24 protein-coding genes are annotated in these 26,944 nt (G+C 57.6%); 15 read left to right on the top strand and 9 right to left on the bottom strand.

What is annotated here, in order from left to right; all coding sequences use genetic code 11:
• Positions 1-85 precede the first annotated feature (85 nt).
• From BOSE62_RS11900 to BOSE62_RS11890, 3 genes are read right to left on the bottom strand one after another with little or no spacing between them, the layout of a single operon-like run.
• The gene (locus tag BOSE62_RS11900) at positions 86-1,951 is read right to left on the bottom strand and encodes a hydantoinase B/oxoprolinase family protein (RefSeq protein WP_159646489.1); all 1,866 of its coding nucleotides are present in this window, start codon (positions 1,949-1,951) and stop codon (positions 86-88) included.
• Position 1,952: 1 nt separating this feature from the next.
• A complete protein-coding gene (locus BOSE62_RS11895; protein ID WP_159646487.1) occupies positions 1,953-4,007 on the bottom strand; it encodes a hydantoinase/oxoprolinase family protein in 2,055 nt (684 codons plus the stop codon).
• Between the two features lie 30 nt (positions 4,008-4,037).
• Positions 4,038-4,958 carry a hydroxymethylglutaryl-CoA lyase gene (locus tag BOSE62_RS11890; RefSeq protein WP_159646485.1) on the bottom strand — a complete coding sequence of 307 codons (921 nt, stop codon included), beginning with the start codon at positions 4,956-4,958 and terminating at the stop codon, positions 4,038-4,040.
• A gap of 64 nt (positions 4,959-5,022) precedes the next feature.
• On the opposite strand from BOSE62_RS11890, the gene BOSE62_RS11885 reads away from it, so the two are divergent.
• On the top strand, positions 5,023-6,204 hold the full coding sequence (locus BOSE62_RS11885; protein ID WP_159646483.1) for a CaiB/BaiF CoA transferase family protein: 1,182 nt from the start codon (positions 5,023-5,025) through the stop codon (positions 6,202-6,204).
• 13 nt (positions 6,205-6,217) lie between these two features.
• Here the strand turns inward: BOSE62_RS11885 and BOSE62_RS11880 are convergent, their stop codons facing one another.
• Positions 6,218-6,871: a GntR family transcriptional regulator gene (locus BOSE62_RS11880; RefSeq protein ID WP_159646481.1), complete on the bottom strand. Its 654-nt coding sequence runs from the start codon at positions 6,869-6,871 to the stop codon at positions 6,218-6,220.
• A 66-nt stretch (positions 6,872-6,937) separates the two neighbouring features.
• On the opposite strand from BOSE62_RS11880, the gene BOSE62_RS11875 reads away from it, so the two are divergent.
• Genes BOSE62_RS11875 through BOSE62_RS11860 form a run of 4 tightly spaced genes read left to right on the top strand, consistent with a single transcriptional unit; the run spans position 6,938 to position 11,148 of the window.
• On the top strand, positions 6,938-7,738 hold the full coding sequence (locus BOSE62_RS11875; RefSeq protein WP_236553997.1) for an aspartate/glutamate racemase family protein: 801 nt from the start codon (positions 6,938-6,940) through the stop codon (positions 7,736-7,738).
• A complete protein-coding gene (locus tag BOSE62_RS11870) occupies positions 7,738-8,169 on the top strand; it encodes a nuclear transport factor 2 family protein (protein WP_159646479.1) in 432 nt (143 codons plus the stop codon). Before BOSE62_RS11875 ends, BOSE62_RS11870 begins: the two co-directional genes overlap by 1 nt.
• Positions 8,169-8,567: a nuclear transport factor 2 family protein gene (locus BOSE62_RS11865; RefSeq protein ID WP_159646477.1), complete on the top strand. Its 399-nt coding sequence runs from the start codon at positions 8,169-8,171 to the stop codon at positions 8,565-8,567. Before BOSE62_RS11870 ends, BOSE62_RS11865 begins: the two co-directional genes overlap by 1 nt.
• Positions 8,568-8,622: 55 nt before the next feature.
• Positions 8,623-11,148, top strand: coding sequence for a TonB-dependent receptor (locus tag BOSE62_RS11860; protein ID WP_159646475.1), 2,526 nt, complete (start codon positions 8,623-8,625; stop codon positions 11,146-11,148).
• Positions 11,149-11,232: 84 nt separating this feature from the next.
• On the opposite strand, the gene BOSE62_RS11855 is transcribed toward BOSE62_RS11860, so the two are convergent.
• On the bottom strand, positions 11,233-12,342 hold the full coding sequence (locus BOSE62_RS11855; protein ID WP_159646473.1) for a glycosyltransferase family 4 protein: 1,110 nt from the start codon (positions 12,340-12,342) through the stop codon (positions 11,233-11,235).
• Positions 12,343-12,709: 367 nt separating this feature from the next.
• Here BOSE62_RS11855 and BOSE62_RS11850 point away from each other — a divergent pair, with 367 nt between their 5' ends.
• Positions 12,710-12,982, top strand: a complete 273-nt coding sequence (locus BOSE62_RS11850) for a hypothetical protein (RefSeq protein ID WP_159646471.1) — start codon at positions 12,710-12,712, stop codon at positions 12,980-12,982.
• Between the two features lie 68 nt (positions 12,983-13,050).
• Here the strand turns inward: BOSE62_RS11850 and BOSE62_RS11845 are convergent, their stop codons facing one another.
• Complete coding sequence (locus BOSE62_RS11845; protein WP_159646469.1) at positions 13,051-13,524, bottom strand: Lrp/AsnC family transcriptional regulator; 474 nt, start codon at positions 13,522-13,524, stop codon at positions 13,051-13,053.
• Positions 13,525-13,650: 126 nt separating this feature from the next.
• On the opposite strand from BOSE62_RS11845, the gene BOSE62_RS11840 reads away from it, so the two are divergent.
• The 5 genes from BOSE62_RS11840 (at position 13,651) to BOSE62_RS11820 (ending at position 19,789) form a co-directional block, all read left to right on the top strand.
• Positions 13,651-15,999 carry a transketolase gene (locus BOSE62_RS11840; RefSeq protein WP_201295674.1) on the top strand — a complete coding sequence of 783 codons (2,349 nt, stop codon included), beginning with the start codon at positions 13,651-13,653 and terminating at the stop codon, positions 15,997-15,999.
• 1 nt (position 16,000) lies between these two features.
• Positions 16,001-17,290 (top strand): dihydrolipoamide acetyltransferase family protein, encoded by a 1,290-nt coding sequence (locus BOSE62_RS11835; protein ID WP_159646467.1) that lies wholly within the window; start codon positions 16,001-16,003, stop codon positions 17,288-17,290.
• Between the two features lie 232 nt (positions 17,291-17,522).
• Positions 17,523-18,347 (top strand): isocitrate lyase/PEP mutase family protein, encoded by an 825-nt coding sequence (locus BOSE62_RS11830; protein WP_159646465.1) that lies wholly within the window; start codon positions 17,523-17,525, stop codon positions 18,345-18,347.
• 21 nt (positions 18,348-18,368) lie between these two features.
• The gene (locus BOSE62_RS11825) at positions 18,369-19,106 is read left to right on the top strand and encodes a glutathione S-transferase family protein (protein WP_201295673.1); all 738 of its coding nucleotides are present in this window, start codon (positions 18,369-18,371) and stop codon (positions 19,104-19,106) included.
• A complete protein-coding gene (locus BOSE62_RS11820; protein ID WP_159646463.1) occupies positions 19,103-19,789 on the top strand; it encodes a glutathione S-transferase family protein in 687 nt (228 codons plus the stop codon). The genes BOSE62_RS11825 and BOSE62_RS11820 overlap by 4 nt, the downstream gene beginning before the upstream one ends.
• A gap of 126 nt (positions 19,790-19,915) precedes the next feature.
• On the opposite strand, the gene BOSE62_RS11815 is transcribed toward BOSE62_RS11820, so the two are convergent.
• From BOSE62_RS11815 to BOSE62_RS11805, 3 genes are read right to left on the bottom strand one after another with little or no spacing between them, the layout of a single operon-like run.
• A complete protein-coding gene (locus BOSE62_RS11815; RefSeq protein ID WP_159646461.1) occupies positions 19,916-20,899 on the bottom strand; it encodes an ornithine cyclodeaminase family protein in 984 nt (327 codons plus the stop codon).
• A complete protein-coding gene (locus tag BOSE62_RS11810; protein WP_159646459.1) occupies positions 20,899-21,399 on the bottom strand; it encodes a cupin domain-containing protein in 501 nt (166 codons plus the stop codon). Before BOSE62_RS11810 ends, BOSE62_RS11815 begins: the two co-directional genes overlap by 1 nt.
• A 9-nt stretch (positions 21,400-21,408) precedes the next feature.
• On the bottom strand, positions 21,409-22,215 hold the full coding sequence (locus BOSE62_RS11805) for an alpha/beta fold hydrolase (RefSeq protein WP_159646457.1): 807 nt from the start codon (positions 22,213-22,215) through the stop codon (positions 21,409-21,411).
• A gap of 146 nt (positions 22,216-22,361) precedes the next feature.
• On the opposite strand from BOSE62_RS11805, the gene BOSE62_RS11800 reads away from it, so the two are divergent.
• From BOSE62_RS11800 to BOSE62_RS11785, 4 genes are all read left to right on the top strand, one after another.
• Entirely contained in the window at positions 22,362-24,266 is a 1,905-nt protein-coding gene (locus tag BOSE62_RS11800) for an AMP-binding protein (protein ID WP_159646455.1), read from the top strand.
• Positions 24,263-25,123 carry an isocitrate lyase/PEP mutase family protein gene (locus BOSE62_RS11795; protein ID WP_159646453.1) on the top strand — a complete coding sequence of 287 codons (861 nt, stop codon included), beginning with the start codon at positions 24,263-24,265 and terminating at the stop codon, positions 25,121-25,123. The genes BOSE62_RS11800 and BOSE62_RS11795 overlap by 4 nt, the downstream gene beginning before the upstream one ends.
• Before the next feature lie 270 nt (positions 25,124-25,393).
• On the top strand, positions 25,394-25,717 hold the full coding sequence (locus BOSE62_RS11790; RefSeq protein ID WP_201295672.1) for a hypothetical protein: 324 nt from the start codon (positions 25,394-25,396) through the stop codon (positions 25,715-25,717).
• Positions 25,718-25,963: 246 nt separating this feature from the next.
• A complete protein-coding gene (locus BOSE62_RS11785) occupies positions 25,964-26,905 on the top strand; it encodes a LysR family transcriptional regulator (RefSeq protein WP_159646451.1) in 942 nt (313 codons plus the stop codon).
• Positions 26,906-26,944 lie beyond the last annotated feature (39 nt).

The following is a 26,944-nucleotide window of genomic DNA, read 5'->3' as shown; positions in this document are numbered from 1 at the left end:
CGCACCTCTCCCGTAACCGGATTGGCGACCAGTCTAGGGGCTTGGACAAGGTGCGACAAACCGCACTTTGGATAGCGACAAATTGCTAGGCGGCGACCGTTCCCGGCTGCACTGGTGCCGGCAGTCCGGTTTCTTCCAGACAATTGGCCCGCAAGGTCTCGATATCGGGGCCAAAGTTGAAAGGACTGTCGCTCTCGACCACATCGGCCGCCATTTCCGCGCGCAGGCTTTCGGTGGCCGGACCATCGACGCTGCCGTCATCGGCGATAACCACGCCATAGTCGCGCGCGCCTTTGACGGTCACCAGTCCCTGGCGGATTTCCAGAGCGACCAGTTCGGGGTCGCGTTCGAGCGGGTTGCCCCAGCCGCCACCACCCCAGGTAATGAAGTGCAGCAGGTCGCCTTCGCGGACCTCGACGCCATCCTGTTTGTTGCCGACCACCTCTTTCGTGCCATCGGCGCGCTCCAATATCTTGGTGGCCCGGTCACCGGGCTGGCCGCCATTGACGCCCCACGGATAGGTGAACCAGCGGTCATCGTGGATTGCCACCGTTCCGGGCTCCAGGAAACGGTAAGTCATGTGGATGCCGTTGCCGCCGCGGAAGCTGCCGGCGCCACCGCTGTCGGGCTTGGCCTCGTAGCGCTCGATTCGCAGAGGGAAATATTTCTCGAGAAATTCGTTCGGCACATTGGTGAAGCCGGGCCATAGCGAGTGGCCGTCCGGGCCGTCGCCAAAGGGCCGCCCGGGAATACCGCCAAAGCCGATCTGGAACAGCTGGAACCATTCACCGCCCTTGTCGAAGCCCGAATACATCAGATGCGGACTGGACGAGAAACCGGCACCGTTGAGGAATTCTGGCTGGCGCTGGCCGAGCAGGCCACCCAATATATCGAAAATCCGGCCCAGCGCATGGGTCCGGCCGGCTAGTGCGGCGGGATATTTCGGCTTGAGCAGCGACCCTTCCGGAATGCGGACATCGACCAGATCGTAGAAGCCGTCGTTGAACAGGATCTGCGGGTCAAAGACCATGATCATATAGATGCCGAAGAACATCTTGAACATATTTTCGTTGAGGAAGAAGTTGATCGAGCTTGGCGCCTGCGGGTCGGTGCCTTCGAAATCGAGGATGACCTTGCCGCCCTCGCGCCACATTTTGCAGCTGATCTTGTAGGGGCCGAAACCGACGCCGTCGTCGCAGATATAGTCGCTGAAGCTGACCGGTTCCTCGCCGATGCTGGTTTCGATCAGATGTTTCATCGCGCGGTGATTGCGTTCGAGCAGCAGATCGGTGGCACCGGCAAATTCATCCTCGCCAAAGCGCGCACATATTTCATCGACCCGGCGGGCCGCCACCCGGCAGGAAGCGATCAGCGCGTTGAGATCGGCGGCGCACCAGTCCGGTTTGCGGCTCTGGTGCAGGACGACCTTGACCATCTCCTCGTTATAGACGCCCTTCTGGTAGATTTTGACCGGCGGTATCCGGACGCCTTCTTCGAACACGCTCTTGCTGTCGATCGGAATCGAACCGGCCACCTTGCCGCCAATGTCGGACTGGTGGCCGAACATCGCGGTCCAGGCGACCAGCCTGCCGCCGCGATAAACCGGCAGCAGAACCAGCCAGTCATTATTATGACTGACGGCGCCGTCGCAGCTGTAAGGGTCGCTGAGGAAGATCATGTCGCCTTCCTCGATCGTGCCGGGATAGGAGCGCAGGAAGCCGTCGATGAAGCTGCCGAACTGGCCGACCACCATCTTGCCGTCGCGGTCGGCGATCAGCGGAAAGGCGTCGCCTTGTTCGCGGATACCGGGCGACATGGCGGTGCGGACCAATGTGGCGTCCATCTCGATCCGAGCGTTGCGCAGGGCGTTTTCCATGATGTCGAGGGTGACCGGATCAACCTCGACCTTGTTGAAGGGAGCTTGGTTGGTTTCAATAATCTGTGCGGGCATATCAGGCTCCTTCCACCAGGTTGATGATCAGATTGCCATGGTCGTCCACCAGCGCTTCACAGCCGCTGTGCACCAATGTCGTGCTGTCCATTTCGGTGACGATGGCAGGTCCCTGGACGCGATTGCCAGCTTTCAGCAGGGCGCGGTCATAGATTGCCGCGTCCTGCATCTTGCCGTCCATGTAGAGTTGATGATCACGGGTTTTTGCGGCGGCCGGGTCGGCGTCGCCCTTGCCGATCGATGGCGGCGCAACATCGGCGGATTTACCGAGCGCCACGGCGCGGACGTTGACGATTTCGTGCGGTGTCTCGTCGAGATTGAAGGTGAACAATCGTTCGTGCTCGGTATCGAAGCGGGCGATCAGGCTGGCAATCGAAAGGCCTTCGGGTTCCACCGACAGGGGAATTTCGAAGGCTTGGCCAGCGTAGCGGATATCGATTTCATAAAGCAATTCGATATCGCCGGGCGCGACATCTTCGGCCTCCAGCTCCTGTTTCACCTGCGCGCCGAGACTGTCGAGATAGGCGGTGAGCTCTTCATCGGTCGTGTTCTGGACCATCTTGTTGAAGCTGCGCTGCGTTTCGACGCGTTGTCGTGTTGTTGCATCGCCATAGGCGCAGAGCACGCCTGGCGAGGGCGGAATGATCACCGGCCAGCTGTTCATCAGCTTGCCCATTGCATTGGCGTGCAGCGGTCCGGCGCCGCCAAAGCCCATCAGGGCGAAGTCGCGCGGATCATAGCCCTGCTGCACCGAGACCAGCCGCAGCGCGCCGAACATATTTTCATTGACGATATCGATGATCCCAGCAGCGGCATCCATCAGGTCGATACCCAGCGCGTCGGCGATCGTCTGCACCGATTTCTTCGCGCCCTCGCGATCGAGGGTAAAGCTGCCGCCGAGCAGCGATTCCGGCAAATAGCCGAGCACGACATTGGCGTCGGTCACGGTCGGCAATTCCCCGCCCTTGCCATAAGCCACCGGGCCGGGGACCGCGCCGGCGCTTTCCGGGCCGACCCGCAGCGCCTTGGTCAGTTCGGGCACAAAGGCGATCGAGCCGCCGCCGGCGCCCACGGTTTTGACGTCGATCGACGACGCGCGGACATTTAGGTCCCCGACCGAGGTTTCCCGCTGCAGCCGCGCCGCGCCATTCTCGATCAGCGCCACATCGGTCGACGTGCCGCCCATATCAAGCGTGAGAATATTTTTTACGCCCGCGCTTTTCGCTACCCAGACGGCACCGGCAACACCACCGGCCGGCCCGGACATCAGCAGATTGACCGGCGCCTCGGCGCTTTTTTCCGCCGACATCAATCCGCCATCGGAGCGCAGCAGGTTGAGTTTTGCCTTGCTACCCCAATCCTTCAGTTCCCGTTCCAGATTGCCGACATAGCGGGCGACAGCCGGGCGCACCGCGCTATTGGCGATGGTTGTGAGGGCGCGTTCATATTCCTGCATTTCCGGCAGGATGTCGGAGGAGATGGAAATCGGAATATCCGGAAAGACCTCGGCACAAATGGCCGCGACGGCCTTTTCGTGACGACCATCGACATAGCTGTTCATCAGGCAGATGGTCAGCGCCTCGACTTCTTCCGATGCCTTAAGCTTTTCTAGTCGGGCGCGCATTTCTCCCTCGTCCAGTTCGCGGACAGTATTGCCTTCGGCATCCATTCGTTCCGGTGCTTCGATCGTGCGTTCGAGGGCTGCCATGGGTTCGGGTTTTGGCCAGATGATCCAGGCTGCCAGCCCACCAGGCACCAGACTGCGGGCAATCTGCATCAAGTGGCGATAGCCGTCGGTGACCAAGAGTCCGACCTTTGCAATTTTCTTCTCCAGCACCGCGTTGGTCGCGACGGTGGTGCCGTGCAGGAACAGATCGATCTGGTCGGGCGCGATATCCTGTCGCTCGCACAACCCCCTTGCGCCATTGATCACCGCCTGAGAGGGGTCGCTCGGGGTCGACGGGACCTTGTCCCGGAACGTCTGGCCGGTAGCCTCGTCAATCAGCAGCAGGTCGGTAAAAGTTCCGCCGACGTCGACACCCAATCGATACCCCATATTTCAATCTCTCTCTTATTATCTTGTCATTCAGGATTCGGCTCTCGCAACCAGAGACGGCAGCGGCCGGCCGAGAATCGTTTCGAACCACTGATTGGTGGCGATGGCTTTCTGCAGATCTAGATCATGATCAATCCCGGAGCGGTTGAGCAGGTTGACCAGATCTTCCGTCGCGATATTGCCCGTGGCATTGGGCGCGAACGGACATCCGCCCAGCCCGCCGAGGCTGGAATCCAGCGTTTCCACACCGGCCTGCACGGCGGCCCATGCATTGGCTATACCGGTGTTGCGCGTGTCATGGAAATGGGCCCGCATCTTAATATGGCCGGGAAGCAATTCCCGGAGACGTCCGAACAAGTCGGTAACTTGCGCCGGAACGCCGACGCCGATCGTGTCGGCCAGTGCGATTTCCGTGGGGTCTTCGGCGGCCATTTCTTCGGCGATATGGAGAACCGTCTCGGGAGACACCGCGCCCTCGAATGGACAGCCAAAGGCGGCCGATATGGTAACCTGCGCCTTCAGTCCCTCGGCTTTGGCGAAGCGGATCATCTCGCGATTCTCTCTGATCCCCTGCTCGATGGTCTGGCCCTGGTTCTTCTGGCCGAATGTATCGCTGGCCACGACCACGCAGCCGGCTTCGTCAATCCCGCGCTTGTTGCCTTCGCGCGTTGCCAGCCCGCGCAGCACGCCGCGCTTGTTCAGGCAAAGGCCGATATAGGAAACGTCATCGCGGTCGGGCAGGCCGGCAATAACCGCTTCCGCATCCGCCATTTGCGGAACCCGGCCCGGATGGACAAAACTGGCCACTTCCATGCGCTTTGCCCCGGCATCCAGCATGCGGGTGATCAGGCCCAGCTTGTCCGCCGTAGAAATGACTTCGGCTTCGTTTTGCAGCCCGTCTCGCGGGCCGACTTCCAAAATGGTGATCGCGGTGCGACTATCTGTGCTCATATAAATTGTATACAATCCTGTAACTGCTTTGTATAGAAGAAAGGATGATGCGGGAGTATTTTTCATGACGCAAGGTGCATTGACCGGGTTGCGGCTGATCGAAATGGGTCAGCTGATCGCGGGGCCGTTCTGTGGCCAGCTGATGGGCGACCATGGCGCAGAAGTAATCAAGATCGAGCCGCCAAAGGTTGGTGACGCGATGCGCAGCTGGGGCCAGGGCATTCCGCTCTGGTTTTCCGTTGTCGGCCGCAACAAAAAGTCGATCACACTGAATTTACGGGAAAAGGAAGGTCAGGCGATCGTCAAGCAGCTGGTCGAGAAATCCGACTTTCTGCTCGAGAATTTCCGCGCCGGCACGATGGAAAAATGGGGTCTGGATTACGAGACGCTGAGCGCGATCAACAAGGGGCTGATCATGATCCGCGTCTCGGGCTATGGTCAGACTGGTCCCTATTCGCACCGCGCCGGCTATGGAGGCATAGGCGAGGCAATGGGCGGGATGCGCTATATCATTGGTGAACCGGACCGTCCGCCCAGCCGCGCTGGCTTGTCGATTGGCGATTCGCTTGCCGCCACCTACGCCTGTCTTGGCGGGCTTATGGCGCTGGAGCACCGGCACAAGACCGGCGAAGGGCAGGTTGTCGATTCGGCTATTTACGAAGCGGTGCTGGCGAATATGGAATCGACTGTCGCCGAATATACGGTGGCGGGCCATATCCGGGAGCGGACGGGGTCGATTCTGCCAAAAATTGCCCCTTCCAATGTCTATCCGACCAGCGATGGCAGCATATTGATCGGCGGCAATCAGGACAGCGTCTGGAAACGCATGGCTGCGATGATGGGGCGGCCGGAGCTGGCCGAAGATCCCCGCTATGCGACTCATGTTGCGCGCGGTGAAAACCAGACCGAACTGGACGAACTGATCATGGAATGGACCAAGACCATAAAAAGCCAGGATTTGCTCGATATGTGCGAGGAGCATGGCGTCCCGGCGGGCAATGTCTATCGCGCTCCCGAAATGCTGGCAGATCCGCATTTCAAGGCACGCGAGGCGCTGGTCGAGATGGACCACCCCCATCACGAGCATTTCGTCATGCAGAATGTCGCGCCGAAATTGTCCAAGACTCCCGGCCATATCGATAGCGTGGGGCCGGATCTGGGCGCGCATAACGAAGCTGTCTATGGCGAGCTACTGGGTATGGACAGCGCAAAAATGAAAGACTTGCAGGAGCGCGGAATTATCTGAGGCAGGCCTGCGTTCAGTCTTTCGCAATTCTCGAGGTTGCGCTGCTGAAGCTGTGAAAGGCGCGGCGGATATGACTGGTCATGACCGCGCGCGCCCACTTTGAATCCCTGGCTGCAAAAGCGGCGATCAGCTCTTCGTGATCAATGCCCGACTGGATCAGGTCGTCGCGCGAATATTGGGCGGCGGTGCGGCGAACGACCGGCTGTTCGACTAGGGACGGGAGCAATTGGCTCAGGCGCGGGGACTGGGCGCGATCGAGAATCAGGCCATGAAACTGCCGGTTTGCTTCGAGAAAAGTCGCAATATCGGCCTCCGGTCGGTTGACTGCTTCGGTCAGGGTCACATTGATGGCGCGCAGCCTGGCTAGGCTTTCGTCATCCATCCGCTGTGCGGCCCGTTCCGCCGCGTGGGACTCGAGCATCGCCCTGAGAGAGAAAATCTCGTCAATTTCATCATGCGACCAGTCCGCCACCGAAAGCCGCTTCGAGGCGCTGCGAACCAGCAGCATCTCGTTTTCCAGCCTCTGCACCGCATCGCGCACCGGCGTCCGTGAAACGCCAGAAATCTCGGCGAGTCGCTCTTCGGTCAATTGCATGCCCGGGTGCACGTCATCCGAAAGGATGAAGCTCCGAATTTTTCGATAGGCACGATCGGAAGCACGGGTCATGGACCGGCTATTGGCCGAAATAGGGGCGATGGGCAAGCCTTCACCTTTCCTCTTGACGGAACGCAATTGTATACAATAGAAAGTGTTCAGGGGGATGAAGGTTATGAATATGCTGCAATCGCTATGAAACGGATCAAGGTTATCGTGCCGATCCCTATGGATGCAGAGGGAGTAGCGGCCAGAGCCGAGCAATTGCCCGCCGACTTTGTCCGCAGCGGTTTCCAGCCCGAATTTGTCGCTGTACCCTGGGGGGCTGCGCTCGGAGACAGTTATCACGACACGCTGTTGATGGACTGGACCGTTTTCCAGGCCGGGATCAAGGCCGAGGAAGAAGGCTATGCCGGCGTCCTGATCGACACGGTCAGCGACAGCGGCATGCGGGCGCTCCGCTCGCGTCTCAATATTCCGGTGGTCGGTCCCGGCGAAGCGGCCTTTGCCGCGGCCATGATGCTGGGCAAGAAATTCACCGTGCTGACGATGTGGCCCGAATGGTTCCCGCTCTATGAGAAGACGCTAACCGAATATGGCTGGTGGGAACGGGTGGCCTCGCTACGCTCGATCGAAACCCGGCCCGATGTCACCGAATTGCTGGCTGGCAAGGAAGAGGTGATATTCGACAAGCTCGTGGAAGAAGCGACGCTTGCGATGGAAGAGGACGGCGCGGATGTTATCGTGCTGGGATCGACCACCATGCACCAGTCGGCCAAATTTCTCGACGATAACCTGCCGATCCCGGTGCTCAACCCGGGGCAGGTTGCCTATAAATTTCTGGAAACGCTGATTGAACTGGGCCTGACCCACAGCAAGAAAGCCTTTCCGGCGCCCGAAGTGCCGAAAGACGAGGATATTCGAAAGGGATGGTATTAATGACGGACTGGACACCCGGGATGGCAGGCCAGGTGCCCTTGCCTTACCCCTTCTACATAGACATCGTGACCAAGCGCTATTTCGACGGCGTCGATAACAAGAATATGACCCAGGTGCTCAACTGTTTCGCGCCCGACGCAGTGCTTTACGAAGCAACCTCGGACACCACCCACAAGGGCCGCGACGCGATCCGCGCAATGTTCGAAAAGCTGTTCGCGGATTTCGAGCAGATCTGGCACGGCAATTTTGTCCACACCGCCGACCCGGCATCCAACGCGATCTGTTCGCAGTTCACGGTGCTCATCACGCCCAATGGCGGCGAGCAGCTGCGCTATGAAAATTGCAACCGCTTCTATTGCAAGGACCGCCTGTTCCAGGACGTTACCGTTTATATGAGCGGCGACAATCTGCTGAAAGAGGGAGACGTCTGATGCAATATGAACCCGGACTGTCCCGCGATGAGTTGATCGAGCTCGCCACCAAAACCTATTTCGGCAATGTTGACGCCAAGAATATGGAAGCCACGCTCGACTGTTTCCATGACGGCGCCCTCTTCTGCGTCCAGACCGATTTCACCCGGCACAGCGGCAAGGAAGAAATCCGGCGCATGTTCGAGGATTTCTTCTCTGCCTATGAAACCATCATCCATCGCGATTTCAACTGCACCGTTGATGAAGCCAATGGCCGCATCGCAGCTTCTTTCGTGGCCGAACTGACCGATGCCGATGGCAACGTCACATTGCTCAACAATATTAATTTCTGGCGCGTTCGCGACGGCAAGTTTCAGGAAGTCTATGTTTACATGAGCGGAGCCAATGTGCTCGTCTAACCCATTTGACGGGTCAAAAAGCCCGCAAATTTTTCCATTCAGGGAAGGAAGAAAAATGCGTCCTATCAGAAGAGCTCTTTCACTATCGGCCGGCTTCGCCGCGCTTGTTGCCGTTAACCCAGCCTTCGCGCAGAGCGGCGGCGAGCAGACGGCGAGCGAAGCCCAGGATGGCAATGTCATCATCGTGACGGCCCGTCGCCAGGACGAATTGCTGGCCGAGGTGCCGGCATCGGTGACGGTGTTCACCGCCGATATGCTAGACCGGACCGGCGTCCAGCAGGCAGACGAATTTGTTCAGCTGACCGCCGGCGTGACGATTGTCAGCGGTACCGCAGAAGCGGGTGACACCCAGATCAACATTCGCGGCGTTAACGGCGCTCGTGACGCGGAAAGCTCGGTCGCTCTTGTCGTCGACGGCATTCTCAAGACCAACACCGCGCAGCTCAACCAGGACCAGGGCACGCTCCGCCAGATCGAGATATTGAAAGGCCCGCAAGGCGCGCTCTATGGACGCAATGCTGCGGCCGGAGCGATTGTCATCCAGACGCTAAAGCCGGGTGACATTCTGGAAGGCGGCGTCAAGCTCAGCGCTGCAGAAGACAATACATATAAAGCCTCGGGCTATATCTCGACACCGATTGGTGACAGCGCCGGTCTGGTGCTGTCGGCTTCCTACAACACCAGCGACGGCTTTTATCGCAACAGCTTCCTCGACAACCGCAAAGTGGTCGATGACCAGGAAACCTGGTCGGTTGACGGCCGGTTCATCGCCGAACTGGGCGATTCAACCGAAATCGATGTCAAGGCGCGCTATGCCGATCTTTCGGGGGCATCGATCAATTTCAACACCGCCTTCCACCTCCCCAATTTTGCGGGTGTGGATCCGGCCTTTTTCGAAGATGTGAACGATCACGAATTCGGCTATTATTCCAATATCCGTCCGACCAACGACCAGACCACGTTCGAAACATCGGTCAAGCTGACCCATGAATTTGACACGATGACGCTGACCGCATGGGCGCTCTACAGCGACGTCGACCAGGCGTTGACGGCAGACGGCACCTCGGCGGATTTCGCGCGCTATACCTTCCCCGGCGCAACGCCCGCATCGGTGGCGGCGTCGAACGCCTGTTTCACCAGCACGGCGCAACTGACGGGCTTTCCGCTCAATGCGCCGACGTTTATCGGCAATAATCCGATCCCGTTCATTTTCGATCCGGTCAATGGATCAACGCTGGGCGCCTATAGCCCGACGACCTGCGACGGCACTCAATATCAGATTCGCGAACAGACCGACATCAGTGCGGAGGTGCGGCTGGCGTCCAATGGCGACGGGCCGTTGGGCTGGCAGATTGGAGCCTATTATCTGAACATCGATCGCGATGTCGGAATCAGCCTTGGTGCCGATCTCGGGCAGGGCATCATCCGCCAATTGTACAATGATGCGGATAGCAGCAACCCGACCTCGCAGCTGTTTTCCGACAATTTTAACACCAATGTCTATGCCGCTTTCGGCTCGCTTGACTATCAGGTCGCCGACAATTTCGATGTCAGCCTCGCCCTGCGCTACGATATCGAGCAGCGGGAAGTCTCCAGCCGGGTGCCGCTGGTAACCGATCCGATCACCGGTGGTCCGATCAACCCCGGTCAGGCTTTCGGCCCGATTCCGGACCAGAAGGAAACCTTCAAGGAGTTGCAGCCAAAACTTTCGCTGCGCTACGGTTTGACCGACAATCTGAACTTTTATGCCAACTGGGGTATCGGATTCAAATCGGGCGGTTTCAACAACCAGGGATCGGCCGCCATTGTCGACCAGAATTTCAACCAGTTCCTCGGTACCGATATCCTGATCAATGATATCTATCGCAAGGAAACGTCGAGCGCGTTCGAGGCCGGTTTCAAGGGCTCGGCTGTCAATGGCGCGATAACCTTCGATCTCGCCGGCTATTATACCAAAGTCGATGACATGCAGTTCTTCGAATTTTTCGTCGGTTCCTTCGGGTTGCTGCGGGTGGTTTCGAATATCGACAAGGTCGATATCTACGGACTGGAATTCAACGCCAATGCGGAAATCGTCGAGGGCTGGGATGTGTTCGGTTCGGTCAATGTTACCGAAAGCGAGATCAAGGCCAATGCCTCCCGTCCCTATACGGTGGGCAACAAGTCGCCGCACACTGCGGACTATACGATCAATCTGGGCACCCAGATGGTTGCTCCGATTGCCGACAGTTTCGATCTGGTGATGCGCGCCGACTACCGGATTACCGGTCCGACCTGGTTTCACACGGTTCAGGAAGATGTCGGCCCGACCCTCTTCAGCGGTCTGTTGCCCGGCTCTACTCTGGCTTTGCCCGCCTTCGTCGGTGACGCGGACATGTCAATCACCGAGCGCGATGCCTTTGGCGTGCTCGATCTGCGTTTCGGACTGGAAGGGGACAACTGGAACATCACCGCTTTTGCGGACAATCTGCTCGACAAGCGCTATCTCAACGAGGTGATCACTGCGGTCGAATTCGGCGGCTCGTTCGTGTCACCCGGAAGCCTTCGTCGCTTTGGTGTGGAAGTCGGATATACATTCTGAACCCGTTACAGCACCCGGCGTCTTCTGGACGCCGGGATTTTCTACCGCCCGCTGGCGGATCGAGCGCCCGCCGACTGTTCTCGCCTATGCTCGTGAAGTCTCGGCTCCGGATGGCTGACGGACGCCATCATCGGAGAGCATTGACTCGTAAAGGCTGATTGTCTGGTCGGCGATCTTTTCCCATTGTGGAAAACGGGCCGGGTCGACCCGAAATGCATCCGGATTGGCATTGGCCCGGATCAGCGCGCTGACCATGCTGCGGATATTGCCCGGGCTGAAATAATGTTTCGCATTGAGCCTCAGATCCCGGTTCTCCGGCAGATCACTCAATAGCAGTGGACAGCCGAGGCTGATCGCTTCGAGCAAGGTGTTGGAATGGCCCTCCCGGATCGACGGGTTTACAAAAAAGCGTGCGCCGCGGTACAGGGATGCCAATTTTGATCGCGGCAGGCTGCCGAGCAATATGATCCGTTCATCTTCCAGCTCCTCGATCTGCTTGCGACCGCTCTGTTTCCCCCAGTCTCCGACGATCACCAGATGCATCTGCGGATGGTCCTCGGCGAAGATGCGAAAAGCGGAAATCAGGCTGTGGATATTCTTTTTCCGCGATATCTTGCCGACGAACAAAATATAGTCGCCGCTGACTGGCGCGGGCAGACCTTCCGGATAATGTTCGGACCGGTCAAGCGCGTTGCCGATCACATGGATATTACCCTTCTTGCCGGGGCCGTCGATCTTCCTGGCCAGAGCGGGGGTGACGGAGATTATTTCATCGGCCAGGCGCAGCTGATATCTTGCCCAGCCCATGACCAATTTCGCGGGGCCGCTCGCCGGTCTGGAGTGACAATTGGCACCATAGCTAACGACGGTCTTGCAGCCGACCATTTTATAGGCCCATAGCAGCAACGCTGCCCTCAGGCAGGTGAAATGGGCAATGTCCGGCCGCATCCGGACAGCATGGAACAGCGTCGCGATGGTATAGAGCATCCGGTCTATTGCGGGGACGCCCAGCGACGGGGAGGACCTGAGGGAAACTCCGCGATAATGGTCACTGTGGATATGAGGCTTCATCCCGGCCAGGCATACGGTCCAGCCCCGGCTTGCAACCAGAGGAAATAGCCGTTCAGCATTTTTCTCAGCGCCGCCTTCGACATCCGGGATGCCGTGGGCGCCGACGACCAATATAGATTTCACTATCTGCATTCCCTGCTGGAGCCAGAATAGTAGGCCATATCGCATCAGGCAGGTTAACAAATTCAAGCGCGATCGGGTTCATTGGCCGGTTAAGACAAATGATCGACATCATGGTCCGGTTTTATTGATCGTTTCTTGAAAACGGGCCGGCACCTGTCGGTGGATTCCGGCCTATACCCCGGCAAGTGGCAACGCGGCATAGTGAGATATGATCGTCAGGCCTTCCAGTCGAGCAGACGGTTCCGAATTTAATTGGGAACCATGGACAGGCCAATATCGTTGATCATCCGAAGCGGCATCCGGAAATCCGCATCGCTGTTCCGGAATATTGGCGCAAACCATGGCTGGAAAAAGGTGGCGATCGATCATGGCTCTCTATCTGTTATATTGTCCGCAAACCACGGAGCAACCGCTTGATCTGTACGGCGATGGCTACAGGGTCGATGATAACCTGTTTCTCATCAGCAGCGAATTGAACCGCTCCCCGCTCTATCACCGGATCAAATGGCAGCTCGATCCAGACAGTCCGCTGCTGTTGGCGCCGCTATCCGATGCGCCGAAGTTCAAGGGCATGAATCCCGGTTCCCTGAAATGGATGCGGGAGTGTGGTGACGGAGTGACCGCAACAGATTCCGTCTGATCGCAGACCTCAACGTACCGGAGTAAAGCGGTTAATCGGCAGGTCTTCCAGCGTGCGGGCGTGCCCGTTCATTGTCCGAGCGGCAATGCGGTCTTGTAGATGATCGGACGCAAGGCGAAGCTTGTGGTGACCTGAGCAACGCCACCTATCATGGTGAGCTTGTTACGCAGAAAATCCTCGAACGCATTCAGCGATTCCACCATCACCCGCAACTGGTAATCAGAATCTCCGCTCATCAAATAACATTCCATCACTTCCGGGAAATCGGCAATGGCCGTTTCGAAGGCGCGCAGGTGCTGGTCATCCTGCTGATCGAGGCGAACGCGCACGAAAGCAGAAACGGAAAGGCCAATGGCCTGCGGGTCGACCAGAGCGACATAGCCGGAGATCATGCCTCTGGATTCGAGCTGGCGAACCCTGCGGAGGCACGGGCTGGGGGATAGTCCGATTTTTTCCGCAAGATCGCTGTTGGTCATGCGACCATCGGTCTGAAGCGCATCCAATATCCGCCGGTCATAGGCATCTATCCCAATATTTGACATAATCTGCCTTGTAGAATCAATAAATCGAGAAATTATGCCAATTTACTAAGATATGGCGCAACCAATAGCAAGGACATGTTGGCCGGAAACATTTATAAGCAAACGTATAGATCCGGAGATTCAAACATGGTGAAGACGGTGCAGCGCTCTAATGCGGAAACCATAAATATGCTGGAAACGCTGGAAGCGCGCTTGCGCTGGCTTTCGTCCTGGACGGTGCACAATGCCAATCATATCCGGCCAAAGCGCGACGGCCTGAAGGTCGGCGGGCACCAGGCGAGCTGCTCGTCGATGACCGCAATCATGGCGGCGCTCTATTTCCACGCGTTGCGGCCACAGGACAAGGTGGCGGTCAAGCCCCATGCCGGGCCGGTGCTCCACGCGATTCATTATATGCTCGGCAAGCAGTCGCGGGACAATCTGATCAATTTTCGCGGCCTTGGCGGGGTTCAGAGCTATCCCTCGCGCACCAAGGATAGCATCCCCGTCGATTTTTCAACCGGCTCGGTCGGTCTCGGCGTGGCAGTCACGGCTTTCTCGAGCCTGGTGCAGGACTATCTGATCGCGCACGGCCAGGTAAAAAACGAAGACGCGGGCAGAATGATCGCGCTGATGGGTGATGCCGAGCTGGACGAAGGCAATATCTACGAGTGCCTGATCGAGGGATATAAGCATAATATCCGCAATTGCTGGTGGATCGTCGATTATAATAGGCAGTCGCTCGACAGCACCACGGCCGACCGGATGTTCCGGCGCTTCGACGATATATTCGAAACATGTGGCTGGCGAGTCGTCACGTTGAAATATGGCAAGCTCCAGCAGGCGGCATTCAAGAAACCGGGCGGCAAGGCGCTGGAGGAATGGATCGACAATTGCCCGAATGCCGATTTCGCCGTTCTGACCTACAAGGGCGGAGAAGCGTGGCGTGAGCGGTTGCTTGCCGATATAGGTGACAAGACAAATGTCAGAGAGCTCCTTGCCGGCTATGATGACGAGCAGCTGGCTGCGTTGATGACCAATTTGGGCGGTCATTGCATGGCCAGTCTGACCGAAGCGTTCGATGCGGCGGACGACGAACTGCCAACCATGTTTATTGCTTATACGGTGAAGGGATTCGGCCTCCCACTGGCCGGCCATAAGGATAATCACTCGGGTATGATGAACCCGCCGCAGATTCACGGTCTGCGCGATCGGCTCGGCATTGCCGAAGGGGATGAATGGGAACCCTTTGCGGGGCTGGGCGATAATATCGCCGCCGAGCTCAAAGCCTTCATGGAAAACAGTGCCTTCGCCAAGACGCCGCCAGAGCAGGACGCCGAAGCGATAGCGGTTCCTGCTCGTTTCGCGGTCCCTGACGGCGATGAACTGTCGACGCAAGCGGTCTTCGGCAAAATATTGTTTGATCTCGCCAAGTCCGACGGAGAAATCGGCAACCGGATCGTGTCGACTGCACCGGATGTGACGCAGACGACTAATCTTGGTGCTTTCGTGAACCAGCGTGGCCTGTTTCGCCGTCAGGAAGTGGCCGATGTGTTCCGGCAAGCGAAAATTCCGTCAGCGCAAAAATGGGCGGCCCATGCGGCAGGCCAGCATATCGAACTGGGCATTGCTGAGAATAATTTCTTTCTGATGCTGACCTCGCTGGGCCTTTCTGCGCCGCATTTCGGCACGCGGCTGCTGCCGATTGGCACGGTCTATGATCCGTTCATCGCGCGCGGTCTCGATGCGCTCAACTATGGCTGTTATCAGGACGCCCGCTTTTTGCTGGTTGGAACGCCGTCGGGTCTGACGCTTGCCGGCGAAGGTGGAGCGCATCAGTCGATCAACACGCCGCTCATCGGCATGGGCCAGCCCAATCTCGACTATTTCGAACCGGCGTGGGCCGACGAATTGGCGCTGATGATGCGCCATGCCTTTGAACATATGCAGAAGCCGGATGGCAGTTCGGTCTATTTGCGGTTGAGTACACGCTCGGTGCCGCAGATCGAACGCAGTGATGACAGCTGGGAGGCAGACGCCTTGAAAGGCGGCTACTGGCTGCGTCCGCCGGGTCCCGGGGCCGAAGCTGCGATTATTTTCACCGGTGCTGTTGCGCCTGAGGCACTGGAAGCATGGGAAAGCCTGTCGGAAGACATGCCGGGGCTGGGGCTTCTCAATGTGACGTCACCCGATCTGCTGCACCGGGGCTGGTCAGCGTGCCGCGCCGGCCGGTGGACCAACGGACGAGCGGATATTCCACCCTCGCATGCCGAACATTTGCTGTCCGCTCTGGCACCCGGTGCCGGACTGGTGACAATATTGGACGGTTCGCCGGGTGCGCTATCTTGGCTTGGCGGTGTGAAAGGCATGCGAGTCAGCCCTCTGGGCACCGACCGCTTTGGCCAGACCGGCGATTTGCCTGACCTTTACCGCGAGTATCGCCTCGATGCCGAGGCTATCGTTGACGCTGTCGCTGAACTGTTTCTGGAGAATTAAGATGGCGATTGACGTCGAAATGCCGGCATTGTCCCCGACGATGGAAAAAGGGACATTGGCAAAATGGCTCGTCGCCGTTGGCGATGAAGTCAAATCGGGCGATGTGATTGCCGAGATTGAAACCGACAAGGCGACAATGGAATTGGAAGCGGTTGACGAGGGACGGATAGCCTCGCTTCTGTTCGCGGAGGGGACCGATGATGTCCCTGTCGGTACGGCGATCGCTACTATGGCCGAACAGGGGGAAGACATAGTAGCCGCCCCGGCACCGGAAACCCGCCAGCCGGCTGCTGCTGAAGCTTTGCTGGAAACACAGCGATCGGCAGCGCCAGCCGCTCCGGAACCGGCGCCGGCTCCGGTTGCTGACCCGATACCGGCGACCGACGGGCGCGCTAACGGAAAGGCGTATAATGCGACCCCACTCGCGCGGCGTATTGCCAGTATGAAAGGGCTTGCGCTTGGCAGTCTCAAGGGGTCGGGTTCGCGCGGCAAAATCGTCAAGGCCGACCTCGGCCTGCCCTCATTGCTGTCGCCTCCGCAGACTGCGGCGGCGCAAATAACGGAACCCCGGCTTCCGCTTGTCTATGATCCGCCTCCAGGCGTGCCGGTCGAGAGCGTCAAGCTCTCGACAATGCGCAAGACCATTGCCCGCCGGCTGGGTGAATCCAAACGGACGGTTCCCCACTTCTACCTGACCGTGCGTTGCAATCTCGATCCGCTCCTCACGTTGCGTCGCGAGCTTAACGCCAGTCTGGCGGCGCGGGGAGTAAAGCTTTCGGTCAATGATTTCATGATCAAGGCTCTCGCCGGAGCGCTGGCCGAAGTGCCGGACGCGAATGTGCAGTTTGGCGGGGATATGCTGCATCGGTTCAGCCGGTCCGATATCGCCATGGCCGTCGCCATTGATGGCGGTCTGGTTACGCCGGTTATCCGGGACGCCGCGTCGCTTTCGCTGTCCGCCATTGCAGAGCAGAGTCAGGCGCTTGCCGCAAAGGCGCGCGAAGGCAAACTGGTGCCCGGTGATTATGAGGGCGGGACAGCATCCATATCCAATTTAGGTATGTTTGGTATCGACGAGATGTTTCCGGTCATCAATCCGCCACAAGCGCTCATCCTCGGCATCGGTGCAGGAATAGAACAGCCTTGGAAAGTGTACGGAGAATTAGCGCTCGCTACAATCTTGTCCGCCACCGCCAGCTTCGATCATCGTGCCATCGATGGAGCGGTTGCGGCCAGATTCATGGCGGCTTTCAAACTGCTGGTCGAGAGTCCGTTGCTGATCATGGGCTAGGACACGCCGGCATGAAACCAAACCGGCGATCAACTGACCGCCAGTTGAACAAAAGCCGGGGTGGTGGCGACGAAATATCACTTGCGCTTTATTGACGGGTTTCATTGTCTCTCCCTTCCCCGCCGGGGGACCTCCTGGGATGGACGCTATTTGAGGGATTGCCATGCAGTCAGCAGATTTTTCTTCCGTTGGCCCCGCCGCGCTGACCTGGCAATTTTGATTAGAGGCGGCAATGAGTCTAGCCAGAAAATTGCGGACGCGGATGCAACAGCGGGAAATCATCGTGGTTCCCGGTATCTACGATGCGTTGAGCGCCTACAGAACCGAAGCGGCCGGATTTGAAGCGGTATTCGCGTCCGGCTCCTCACTGGCGGCGACACATCTCGCGCGACCCGACATCGGTCTGTTGTCGCTAACCGAGACCAGTGAAATTGTCGGCCGGATAACAGAACGGATCTCGATCCCGCTGCTGGTCGATGTCGATCAGGGTTTCGGCAATGACTATACCGTGGCGCGCACGGTGAGGCTGTTTGAACGGGCCGGCGTGGCGGCGTTGCAGATGGAAGACCAGCTGGAAGTAAAGGCTGCGGATGCACCTTTGTCCCGGCCGCTGGTTGGCACCGAAACCATGGTCGGGAAAATCAAGGCTGCACGCGATGCCCTTGTCGATCAGGATATCATCATCAGCGCGCGAAGCGACGCGATGAGCAGCGAAGGCTTCGGTGCGGCAATGGATCGCGCCCATGCTTATGCGGAAGCGGGAGCAGATATGATTTTCGTAGAGTCGCTCACCAGACGCGAACAGATGGAGGAACTGGTCCGGCAATTGGGCGGACATGTTCCCTTGTTGCATAACCTGCTGCGCTGCGATGACGAAGTCACTGATGCGACTATAGTCGAGGAAATAGGCTATTCTGTCGCCTTGTTCCCGGCGGTGACGCTGTCTGCGGTTGGTCAGGCTCTGGACGACAGTCTGGGCGCGCTGAAGGCGAAGCCTCGCCTGAACGAGAGCGGTCTGAAAGCCGACCGGATCGGTGCCGCCGAATATCTGAAGTAACTAAGGAACAGAAACGCACTGATGATCAGGCTATTCTACTCACCGTTTCACACATTCATTCACAAGGTGCTGGTGACCGCGCATGAATGTGGTCATTGGAACAATATCGATTTCATCGCTACGTTTCCGTTCAAGAATCTGGATGGAGAAGATCAGGGCGATGCCTATGATCTGACTCCGATCAATCCCCTCAGCAAGGTGCCGACACTGGCAACCGAAACGGGGCAGGTCATTTATGGCAGTCAGGCCATCTGCGAATATCTCGACTCTATTTCGGTTGCCCGGCGCATGTATCCCGAACCCGGCCCCGACCGGTGGGACGCCATTACCCGGCTGGCGACGGGAGATACGATATTTGAAACGACGGTACAGATGGTGGCTGAACAATGGCAGCCGGAAGAGCAGTGGAACATGAGCGTGTTCGAGCGCCTATGGCCGAAATATATCGCGGCGCTAGATAAGCTGGAACAGGATGCAAAAGCAGGCTGGTCTACATTTGACGTGGGTCATGCATCGATGCTGCACGCGATCAGCTACCTCGGATTTCGCGTAGAATTTTATGACGCCAAAGACCCGATCCACCCAGATTTCAATTGGCGTGAGAACCGGCCGGCTTTGTCCGACTGGTATGACGAGTCAATCGAAAGACCCTCGGTAAAAGTCCATTACAATGTGGATTATCAGGGTGATACCAGCGCAGAACGCTGCCAGCAGGCGATTCAGGACGTACTCGCCCTACAGAAGGAACATGCAGGATGATCGATTTCTATTACTGGCCGACGCCCAACGGGCACAAGATTTCGATCGCTCTGGAAGAAATGGAGCTGGAATATGCGGTCAAGCCGATCAATATTCTGACCGGGGAGCAGCACACGCCCGAATTTATTGCAATCAGCCCCAATAACCGGGTTCCCGCCATTGTCGATCATGATGGTCCCGACGGAAACCCCCATGCAGTTTTTGAATCGGGCGCGATTCTGCTTTATCTGGCGCAAAAGTACGACAAGTTCTGGCCTGCCGATCCGGTCGAGCAGTCTCTCGTCACACAGTGGCTGTTCTTCCAATGCGCCAATGTCGGGCCGATGTTCGGCCAGTGCGGCTATTTTAACGGCTATGCTGCGGAACGGATCGAACATGGCATCAACCGCTACTGCGGCGAAACAAAGCGGCTCTACGGTCTGATCGACCGGCGGCTGGGTGAACATGAATATCTGGCCGGTGAAAAATATTCGCTGGCAGATATGGCGACCTTCCCCTGGATGATAGAGAAGCAACAGAAATTTCACGGCATTGACGTCACTGAATTTCCCAATGTCCAGCGCTGGCTGGCGGCGATCAACAGTCGTCCCGGCGCGCAACGGGGCCTGCAGGTAATGGCGAAGGATCTTAAAATTGGCAATCCGACCGAGGAAGCCCGCGAAGCATTTTTCGGTCGCAACTGATTGTTCCAGTTAGCATAACGAAATAACGGGGTGCTGATAACTATCAACCCCCGTCATCCGTCGGGCCTGTCGGGCAGGCCGATGTCGCTAAGCCGAAATCACGTGCACCAGATCCCGGGCGGAAACCTAATCGAGCAGATCGATGGATGCGCCGCTATTCTCGGTTTCCGCCATTGTCCAAATTGCGTGGGCGGCAGCCAGATCCTGCGACGCAACACCCAGTGATTTGTAGATCGTAATCTCGTCACCGTTGCTGCGGCCAGGTGCGGTCCCATCTATGACATTGCCGATCTCGCCGACGATATGGTTATCCTGGACCGCTCCGCGGCTGATCGCACCCAGCAATTCCCCGGCAGCAGCCATGGCAGCATCCTGATAGTCGACATAGAAGCGTGACCGGGCCACTGCCTCGTCATCGGCTTCTGCAGCGCTCGGAATCGCTGCGCCAACCAGGTTGATATGCTGGCCGGATTTGAGATGCCTGCCAAACAGGATCGGCTGTTTGGCGGATGTGGCCGTGCAGATGATATCCGCTTCGGCGACAGCGGCTTCGACAGTAGCGGCGGCTGCAGTCTCAACCCCGGTTTCCCGGTATACTCTGGCAGCGAAAGCTTCCGTCCGAGCGGCATCCCTACCCCAGACGGTGAAATGCTCGATCTTGCGGACCGCGCGCATCGCATGGCTGTGGCGCATGGCCTGTTCACCATTGCCGATAATCGCTACGCGACGCGCATCTTCCCGCGCGAGAACATCGGTAGCCAGCGCACTGGCAGCCGATGTACGGATTGCGGTGAGCGAGCTTCCTTCGATCATCGCCAGCGGGATACCCTTGTCGCTGTCGAACAACATTACCATGCCGACATGCGTGCCCAGCGGATCGCCATGCGGCCGGTCATATTTGCAAACCAACTTGATCCCGAAACAAGCGGGCGCGCCGAGTGTTCCCGGCATGACTGCCAGCTTTCCGGGCGCATGGGGGATCGGTATGAATTGCCGGATCGGAAGGGTTGCGTTGCCGCGCGAGGTTTCCTGCATGGCGCTTCGCATGACATCGACGCACGCAGCGACCGGCAACAATCGCTCGACGTCAGATCGGGTGATGATACGCATCAGTCTGTATTCCCTGGGGACATGAAGTGTAACTTTTCTTTGATCTCCTCGACATGGTCGGGCCGTTCAAAGGGTTCCGGCATGGGGTCGCCGGGTTTCCGCTCCTTGCCGATCGCATAGAACAGCTGTTCCAGTCCGGGCGGAAGAAAGATCCAGAACATTTTTAGATCGGTTTCACCGGTGTTTTTGATCCAGTGGGTGCAATTCCGGCCGAACAATATTGTAGTACCGGGACCGAATTCCGATAGCTTGCCGTCGATTTTCACCTGGCCCGTGCCCTCGTAAACGAAAATCAGTTCATGGTTTTGCTTGTGGCCATGTTCTCCCACCGTGCAGCCGGGCGGCATGACCTGGATGCCGCTCGAGAATGTCTCGTAGACCATATTGTCAGGCGTCAGATTGACGTCAACATAGCCGCGAGACGGCAGGGGCTGCCAAAGCGAGCGGCCTTCATCCGGTCCGATGATGACCGAGTGGCCTTTGGTGATATCATTGCTCATCTTGGTCTCCTATGGTGCGAGGAACTGCAGTAAGCGGGCCGAATAGGCTTCGGCCGATGCGATGGGACAAAAATGCCCGCCCTCGTCCAGCAGATGGGTCGTGGCGCCGGGAATTTTCCGGCCAAGTTCTTCCGTAAACCCCGGTGGCGTGATCTGGTCGTCGCGCGCGCCGATACACAATGTTTCGTGCTGGATTTTATGCAGTTCGTTGCGCAGGTCGTGGCCAACCACCGCGTCGAGACGGGACAGTTCGACTTCCAGACCCGGGAAAGCCGCCATCCGCTCTTCCATAAAAGCTCGCGAATCTTGCATCTGGGGCTGTAAATGGCTGCTCGGCATCGCAAGAAAGGTGCCGGAGGCAAAATATGCAGCGGGACCGCATTTGACCAGAATTTCCCGGCGCATTGCAAAGAGCTGCACAAAATATTCATCGGGTCCGGCCCAGCTGCAGCTAAGCACCAGCTTGTGCATTCGGCCAGGATGTTCGAGGGCGATATGCTGGAAAATTGCCCCGCCTGTCGAGTGGCCGACCATATGTGCCGTGTCGATATTCAGGGCATCCATGACTGCGATCAGATCATCGGCCATCTGACTGACCCCGCTGACGGTTTTCCCTGGCGTACTTTTGCCGCAACCGCGATGATCATGGGTAATTACGCGGAAATATTTGGCAAATTGCTGTATTTGCCTGGCCCAGAATATTCCGCGGCCACCAAGCCCCGCTCCCAGCAAAAGGTCTGGCCCGCTACCGGTGATCTCGACATGGATTTCGGCATCGTCGACACTGATCCGTCGCTGTTCGGTTGGAATGGACATAATGCTGTAATGGCTGCCTTGATAATTCTCCAAATTTCATGACCGGTGACGGCTGGAGCATCAACCTGCAGCATGAATTTGATCGCACATTGGTTAGGAATCATAATTGCGTTAGATTGATGGAGGAATTGAGCGATTGGGAACCGATGATCTTTGAATTTGATACTTATGCAGAACTGCGCCGGTTCTCGGCTGAGAACCCGGAGCAATTCTGGGGCAATATAGCCGAGAATCTGGACTGGGATGCCAAATGGGATTCTGTTGTCGCCGATGGCGAAGGCCCGATTCCGCGCTGGTTTAGCGGCGGTCGGCTCAATGCCTGCTATAATTGTGTCGATCGTCATGTTCTGGCGGGCTTCGGTGACCAGACCGCGATCTATTATGAAAGTCCGGTAACCCGGACGTCCCGCGAATTGAGCTTTCGGGATCTGCAGGATGCTACAGCGCGACTGGGCGGAGCGATGCAAAAGCACGGCGTTGGCAAAGGGGATCGCGTCCTGATCTACATGCCCAATTCGCCCGAGGCGGCGATTGCCATGCTCGCATGCGCCAGGATCGGCGCCATCCATTCGGTTGTTTTTGGCGGATTTGCCGCCAAGGAACTGGCAGTGCGGATCGATGACGCAACGCCCAAATTGGTTCTGGCGGCTTCCTGCGGAATCGAGGGTGCCAAGATATTGCCCTATCAGCCGATTCTGGAAGAGGCTTACGATCTTGCCGATCATGAAATAGATGCAACGATATACTGGCAACGCGAGCAGCAGCTTGCCGATGTTACTGCCCGCGATGATCTGGATTGGCACGAGGAACTGGCGGCGGCCGAATGGGCGGATTGCGTGCCGGTCGCGGCGACGGATCCCCTCTATATTCTGTACACATCGGGTACCACCGGCCAGCCCAAAGGCGTTGTGCGCGATACAGGCGGATATCTTGTGGCGCTGTCATGGACGATGGAGGGTCTGTATAATTGCCGACCGGGCGAAACCTACTGGGCTGCCAGCGACGTCGGTTGGGTGGTCGGACATAGCTATATTGTCTACGGCCCGCTGATGAACCGCAGCGCGACGGTAATATTTGAAGGCAAGCCGGTCGGCACCCCGGACGCCGGCATTTTCTGGGAGATCATCGCAAAGTACGCTGTGCGCAGCTTTTTTACCGCTCCGACGGCGATCCGGGCAATCAAGCAAGTCGATCCGGAGGGGGCACTGGCCGCAGGGCATGATATGTCGCAATTGCGCGCTGTCTATCTAGCCGGGGAGCGGACCGACCCGAGCACATTACACTGGATCGAGAAATTGCTGGGCAAGCCGGTCGTTGACCATTGGTGGCAGACGGAAACGGGCTGGGCTATTTGCGGGAACCCCCTCGGAATTGAAGAACTGCCGATTAAGGCAGGATCGACCAGCGTTCCCATGCCGGGCTGGCAAATCTGCTGTCTGGATGAAGAAGGTGTTCCCGTTGGGCCGAATGAAACGGGCTCCATCGTTGCAAAGCTCCCGCTCCCGCCCGGAGCGGCGCCGACGTTATGGAACGCCGAACAGCGATATGTCGAGGCCTATCTCGAGCGGTACGAGGGCTATTATCTTTCGGGTGACGCAGGGTTTGTCGACGAGGATGGTTTTGTTTTCGTGATGACGCGGATTGACGATGTCATCAACGTGGCGGGTCATCGTTTGTCGTCGTCCGCGATTGAGGAAGTGCTGGCGGCAAACCCCGCGGTGGCGGAGTGCGCGGTAGTCGGCGTTCATGATGCCTTGAAAGGCCAGATTCCGGCAGGCTTCGTCGTACTGAAGGCCGGCTCGGCAATCGATGCTGCGGAACTGGCCGAGCGGCTGGTAGCGGATGTGCGGCGGGAAATCGGCCCGGTGGCGAGTTTCAAGCGGGTTCATGCCGTTAGTCGACTGCCGAAAACCCGGTCCGGCAAGATTTTGAGACGCAATATCCGCCAGATTGCAGATGGGGAGGCGCCGACCGTTCCGGCAACCATCGAGGACCGGTCGGCGCTGGATGAACTGCTATACCTATTTGAACAAAAGGCAAAAGACGCATGAGTGCAAAGCAACTCCGGGCAAAAATGTCGGGCAATAACATTATCGCGGCTCCTGGCATTTATGATCATATGAGTTTGCTGATGGCCAATGATATTGGCTTTGATGCGCATTATGCTTCCGGTTACTGGGGTACCGCGTCAGCCATGGGCGAGCCTGATGTCGGGATTGCAGGCTATAGCGATTTTCTTCGGACATTCAGCGGCTTTGTCTTAAAGAGCAATGCTCCGGTCATAGCGGATGCGGACACCGGTTTTGGCAGCCTCGCCAATCTTGCCCACGCCGTCAAAGGCTATGAACGGGTCGGCATTGCTGCCATGCAAATAGAAGATCAGGGGTTTCCGAAAATCTGCGGGCATGTCGGGCAGGCTGTCTCGGTGCCGGCGGGTGACATGATCCGCCGCTTGCACGTGGCAGTGGAAGCCCGGGGCGAAGGCGATATTCTGTTGATAGCCCGTACCGATGCGCGGCGCACAGAAGGTCTGGACTCGGCAATTGCCAGATTGAATCAATATGCAGAAAACGGGGCGGACATCCTGTTTCTGGAAGCACCGCAAGGCGTTGAGGAAATCGCCGAGGCGGCGGCCAGGCTCAGCAAACCCTTGTTGGTCAACGCTGCGCATGGCGGCTTCACCCCGATATTGGCGCCGGCAGAATATCAGAAGCTGGGTGCCAAGTTCGTGATTTATCCCGCCGGCGCTCCGCTTGCTGCGGCGCAGGCGGCGCGCAAATTCTACGCAGATTTGAAAGCTGGTAATGCCAATAGCGAAGGAAGCGGTCATTATGATTTCGGAGACATGTCCCGGCAACTCGGAATGGAAGATGTTGTCGCGCTGCAAGACAGGCATGGCGGTGTCTAGGTGCAGGTACGTTACGGCATCGGTTTGCAAAGATGGTCAGACAAGCGCGTCGGTCGAGGGATAGCTCTGCTGGTGGCAAGCGACGCGTTGTCTTGTGGAAAATCCCTATATTCTGCCGATTATTTCGCTGTTCGATAGAGATAGCTAATCAACCCATAGAATCAATCTAGCAATGTTCGGGTTGTTACACTCAGGGGATGCAAGTAGAACTATAGCCATATTGCAAGTTGCGGCCTGCTTACGATTTGGGCCTATCAAGGAGATAAACAAATGTCTGTAGAATCCATGGAACGGCCGAAGGTTGCCAAGGGGCGTCGACCATATTTCTTTGATGACCCGAGCGTCGATAAAGTCTTGGCGATGGTGATGGCCCTGACCGGAGAGGTCTCCGTTCTGTCCGACCGTCTCGATACCCATGAAAAACTGGCCAAGGCGAAAATCTGGCCAACTCCCGAGAATGTCGAATCTTTCGAGATTACCGAAGAGGTCGAGCAAGAGCGCGACCAGCGGCGGGGAGAATATCTCGGCCGTGTGATGAGAATTGTAACGGAAGAGCTTGAGCGTCTGAAGCGCGACACCTCGACTGACAGTTAGCTCGTCTCTCCTGCCGTGACGGATATGCATCTCAACCGTTCGACCGATCTGAACCCGGGCGATCATATTGCCAGTCAATCAACGTTCGTCCCGTATTCCACGCAGGACGAAGGGCTATAGGCTCGCGGCCTGCGCGGGCAGGATCGTTCGCGCGATTCCGATGGAGATATTCCGGCGATCGTCTGGCATAACGGCGCATATCCTGATAGGAAAGATAGTGTCTGCTGATATTCCGGGAGAGCCATATTGGATCTGCGTCAACTGAAATATTTCGTTACCTTAGCGAAAGAACATCATTTTGCCCGCGCGGCGGACATCTGCTTTGTAACGCAACCGACGCTTTCCGCTCGAATCCGGCAACTTGAAGATGAATTTGGCGTGCCACTGGTGGTCCGCGACCATCGCTTTCGCGGGCTGACGCGTTTTGGCGACCGGGTCGAGGAATGGGCGACCAGCGTGCTGGAAGATTGTGATGCCCTGAAGCGTGACTTTTCCAGAATCAGGCAGGCCGGCGAGGGTTCTATTTCGGTCGGCATCGTGCCATCGGCTTCGCCCCTGGCGTCTCTGCTATTGTCGTTCTTGCGCCTCAAGGATGTGCCGGTTTCGGCTGAAATCCAGACGTTGTCCGCCACCGAAGTGGCGCGCGGTGTTTCCCATGCCAATCTGAATCTGGGCATTACCTATTTGTCGACTGTCGATGATCTGGATATCCGTACCTTCCCCCTGGCCCCCGAAACCTATGTGGCTTTCAAATATGGTGAAAGCGACACGGTGCTGCCGTCGCGCCTGTCCTGGTCGGAGCTTTCTTCGGGACAATTGTGCCTGCCGACAAAAAATGTACCCAGCCGTCCGATTATCGATGCCTGTCTCGAAGAGCATTGCAAGGATTATGATGTTGCCCTCGAAACCGACTGCTGGCTGACCATGCTTCAGGCTGTCCGCAGAAACGGGCTGATAGGCATTGCGCCCAGCCACGTCGTCGGCATTTTGGCAATACCCACAGGTACGACAGTTTTCCCCCTCCCGGCGCCGGCTGACCCGCTCGAGCTGGCCATTCTCGCTGGACCGGTGATGGAAGAGGATCAGGCGTTTATCGAAGAACCCGCACTGGCAAAAGTTATTGCCGCCCTCGCCGAGTTCAGGGAGTATTTCGAGCTGGAATCGACAGCTTTTGAAGGCATGCCATAGGCGGAGCAGATTATCTTTTCCGGTCAAAGCGATGGACCT

The organism is Sphingorhabdus sp. 109 (assembly GCF_902506555.1).
Taxonomy (GTDB): Bacteria; Pseudomonadota; Alphaproteobacteria; order Sphingomonadales; family Sphingomonadaceae; genus Parasphingorhabdus.
Note: the sequence above shows the minus strand (reverse complement) of the source record. Positions and strands in the feature narration are given on the sequence as shown.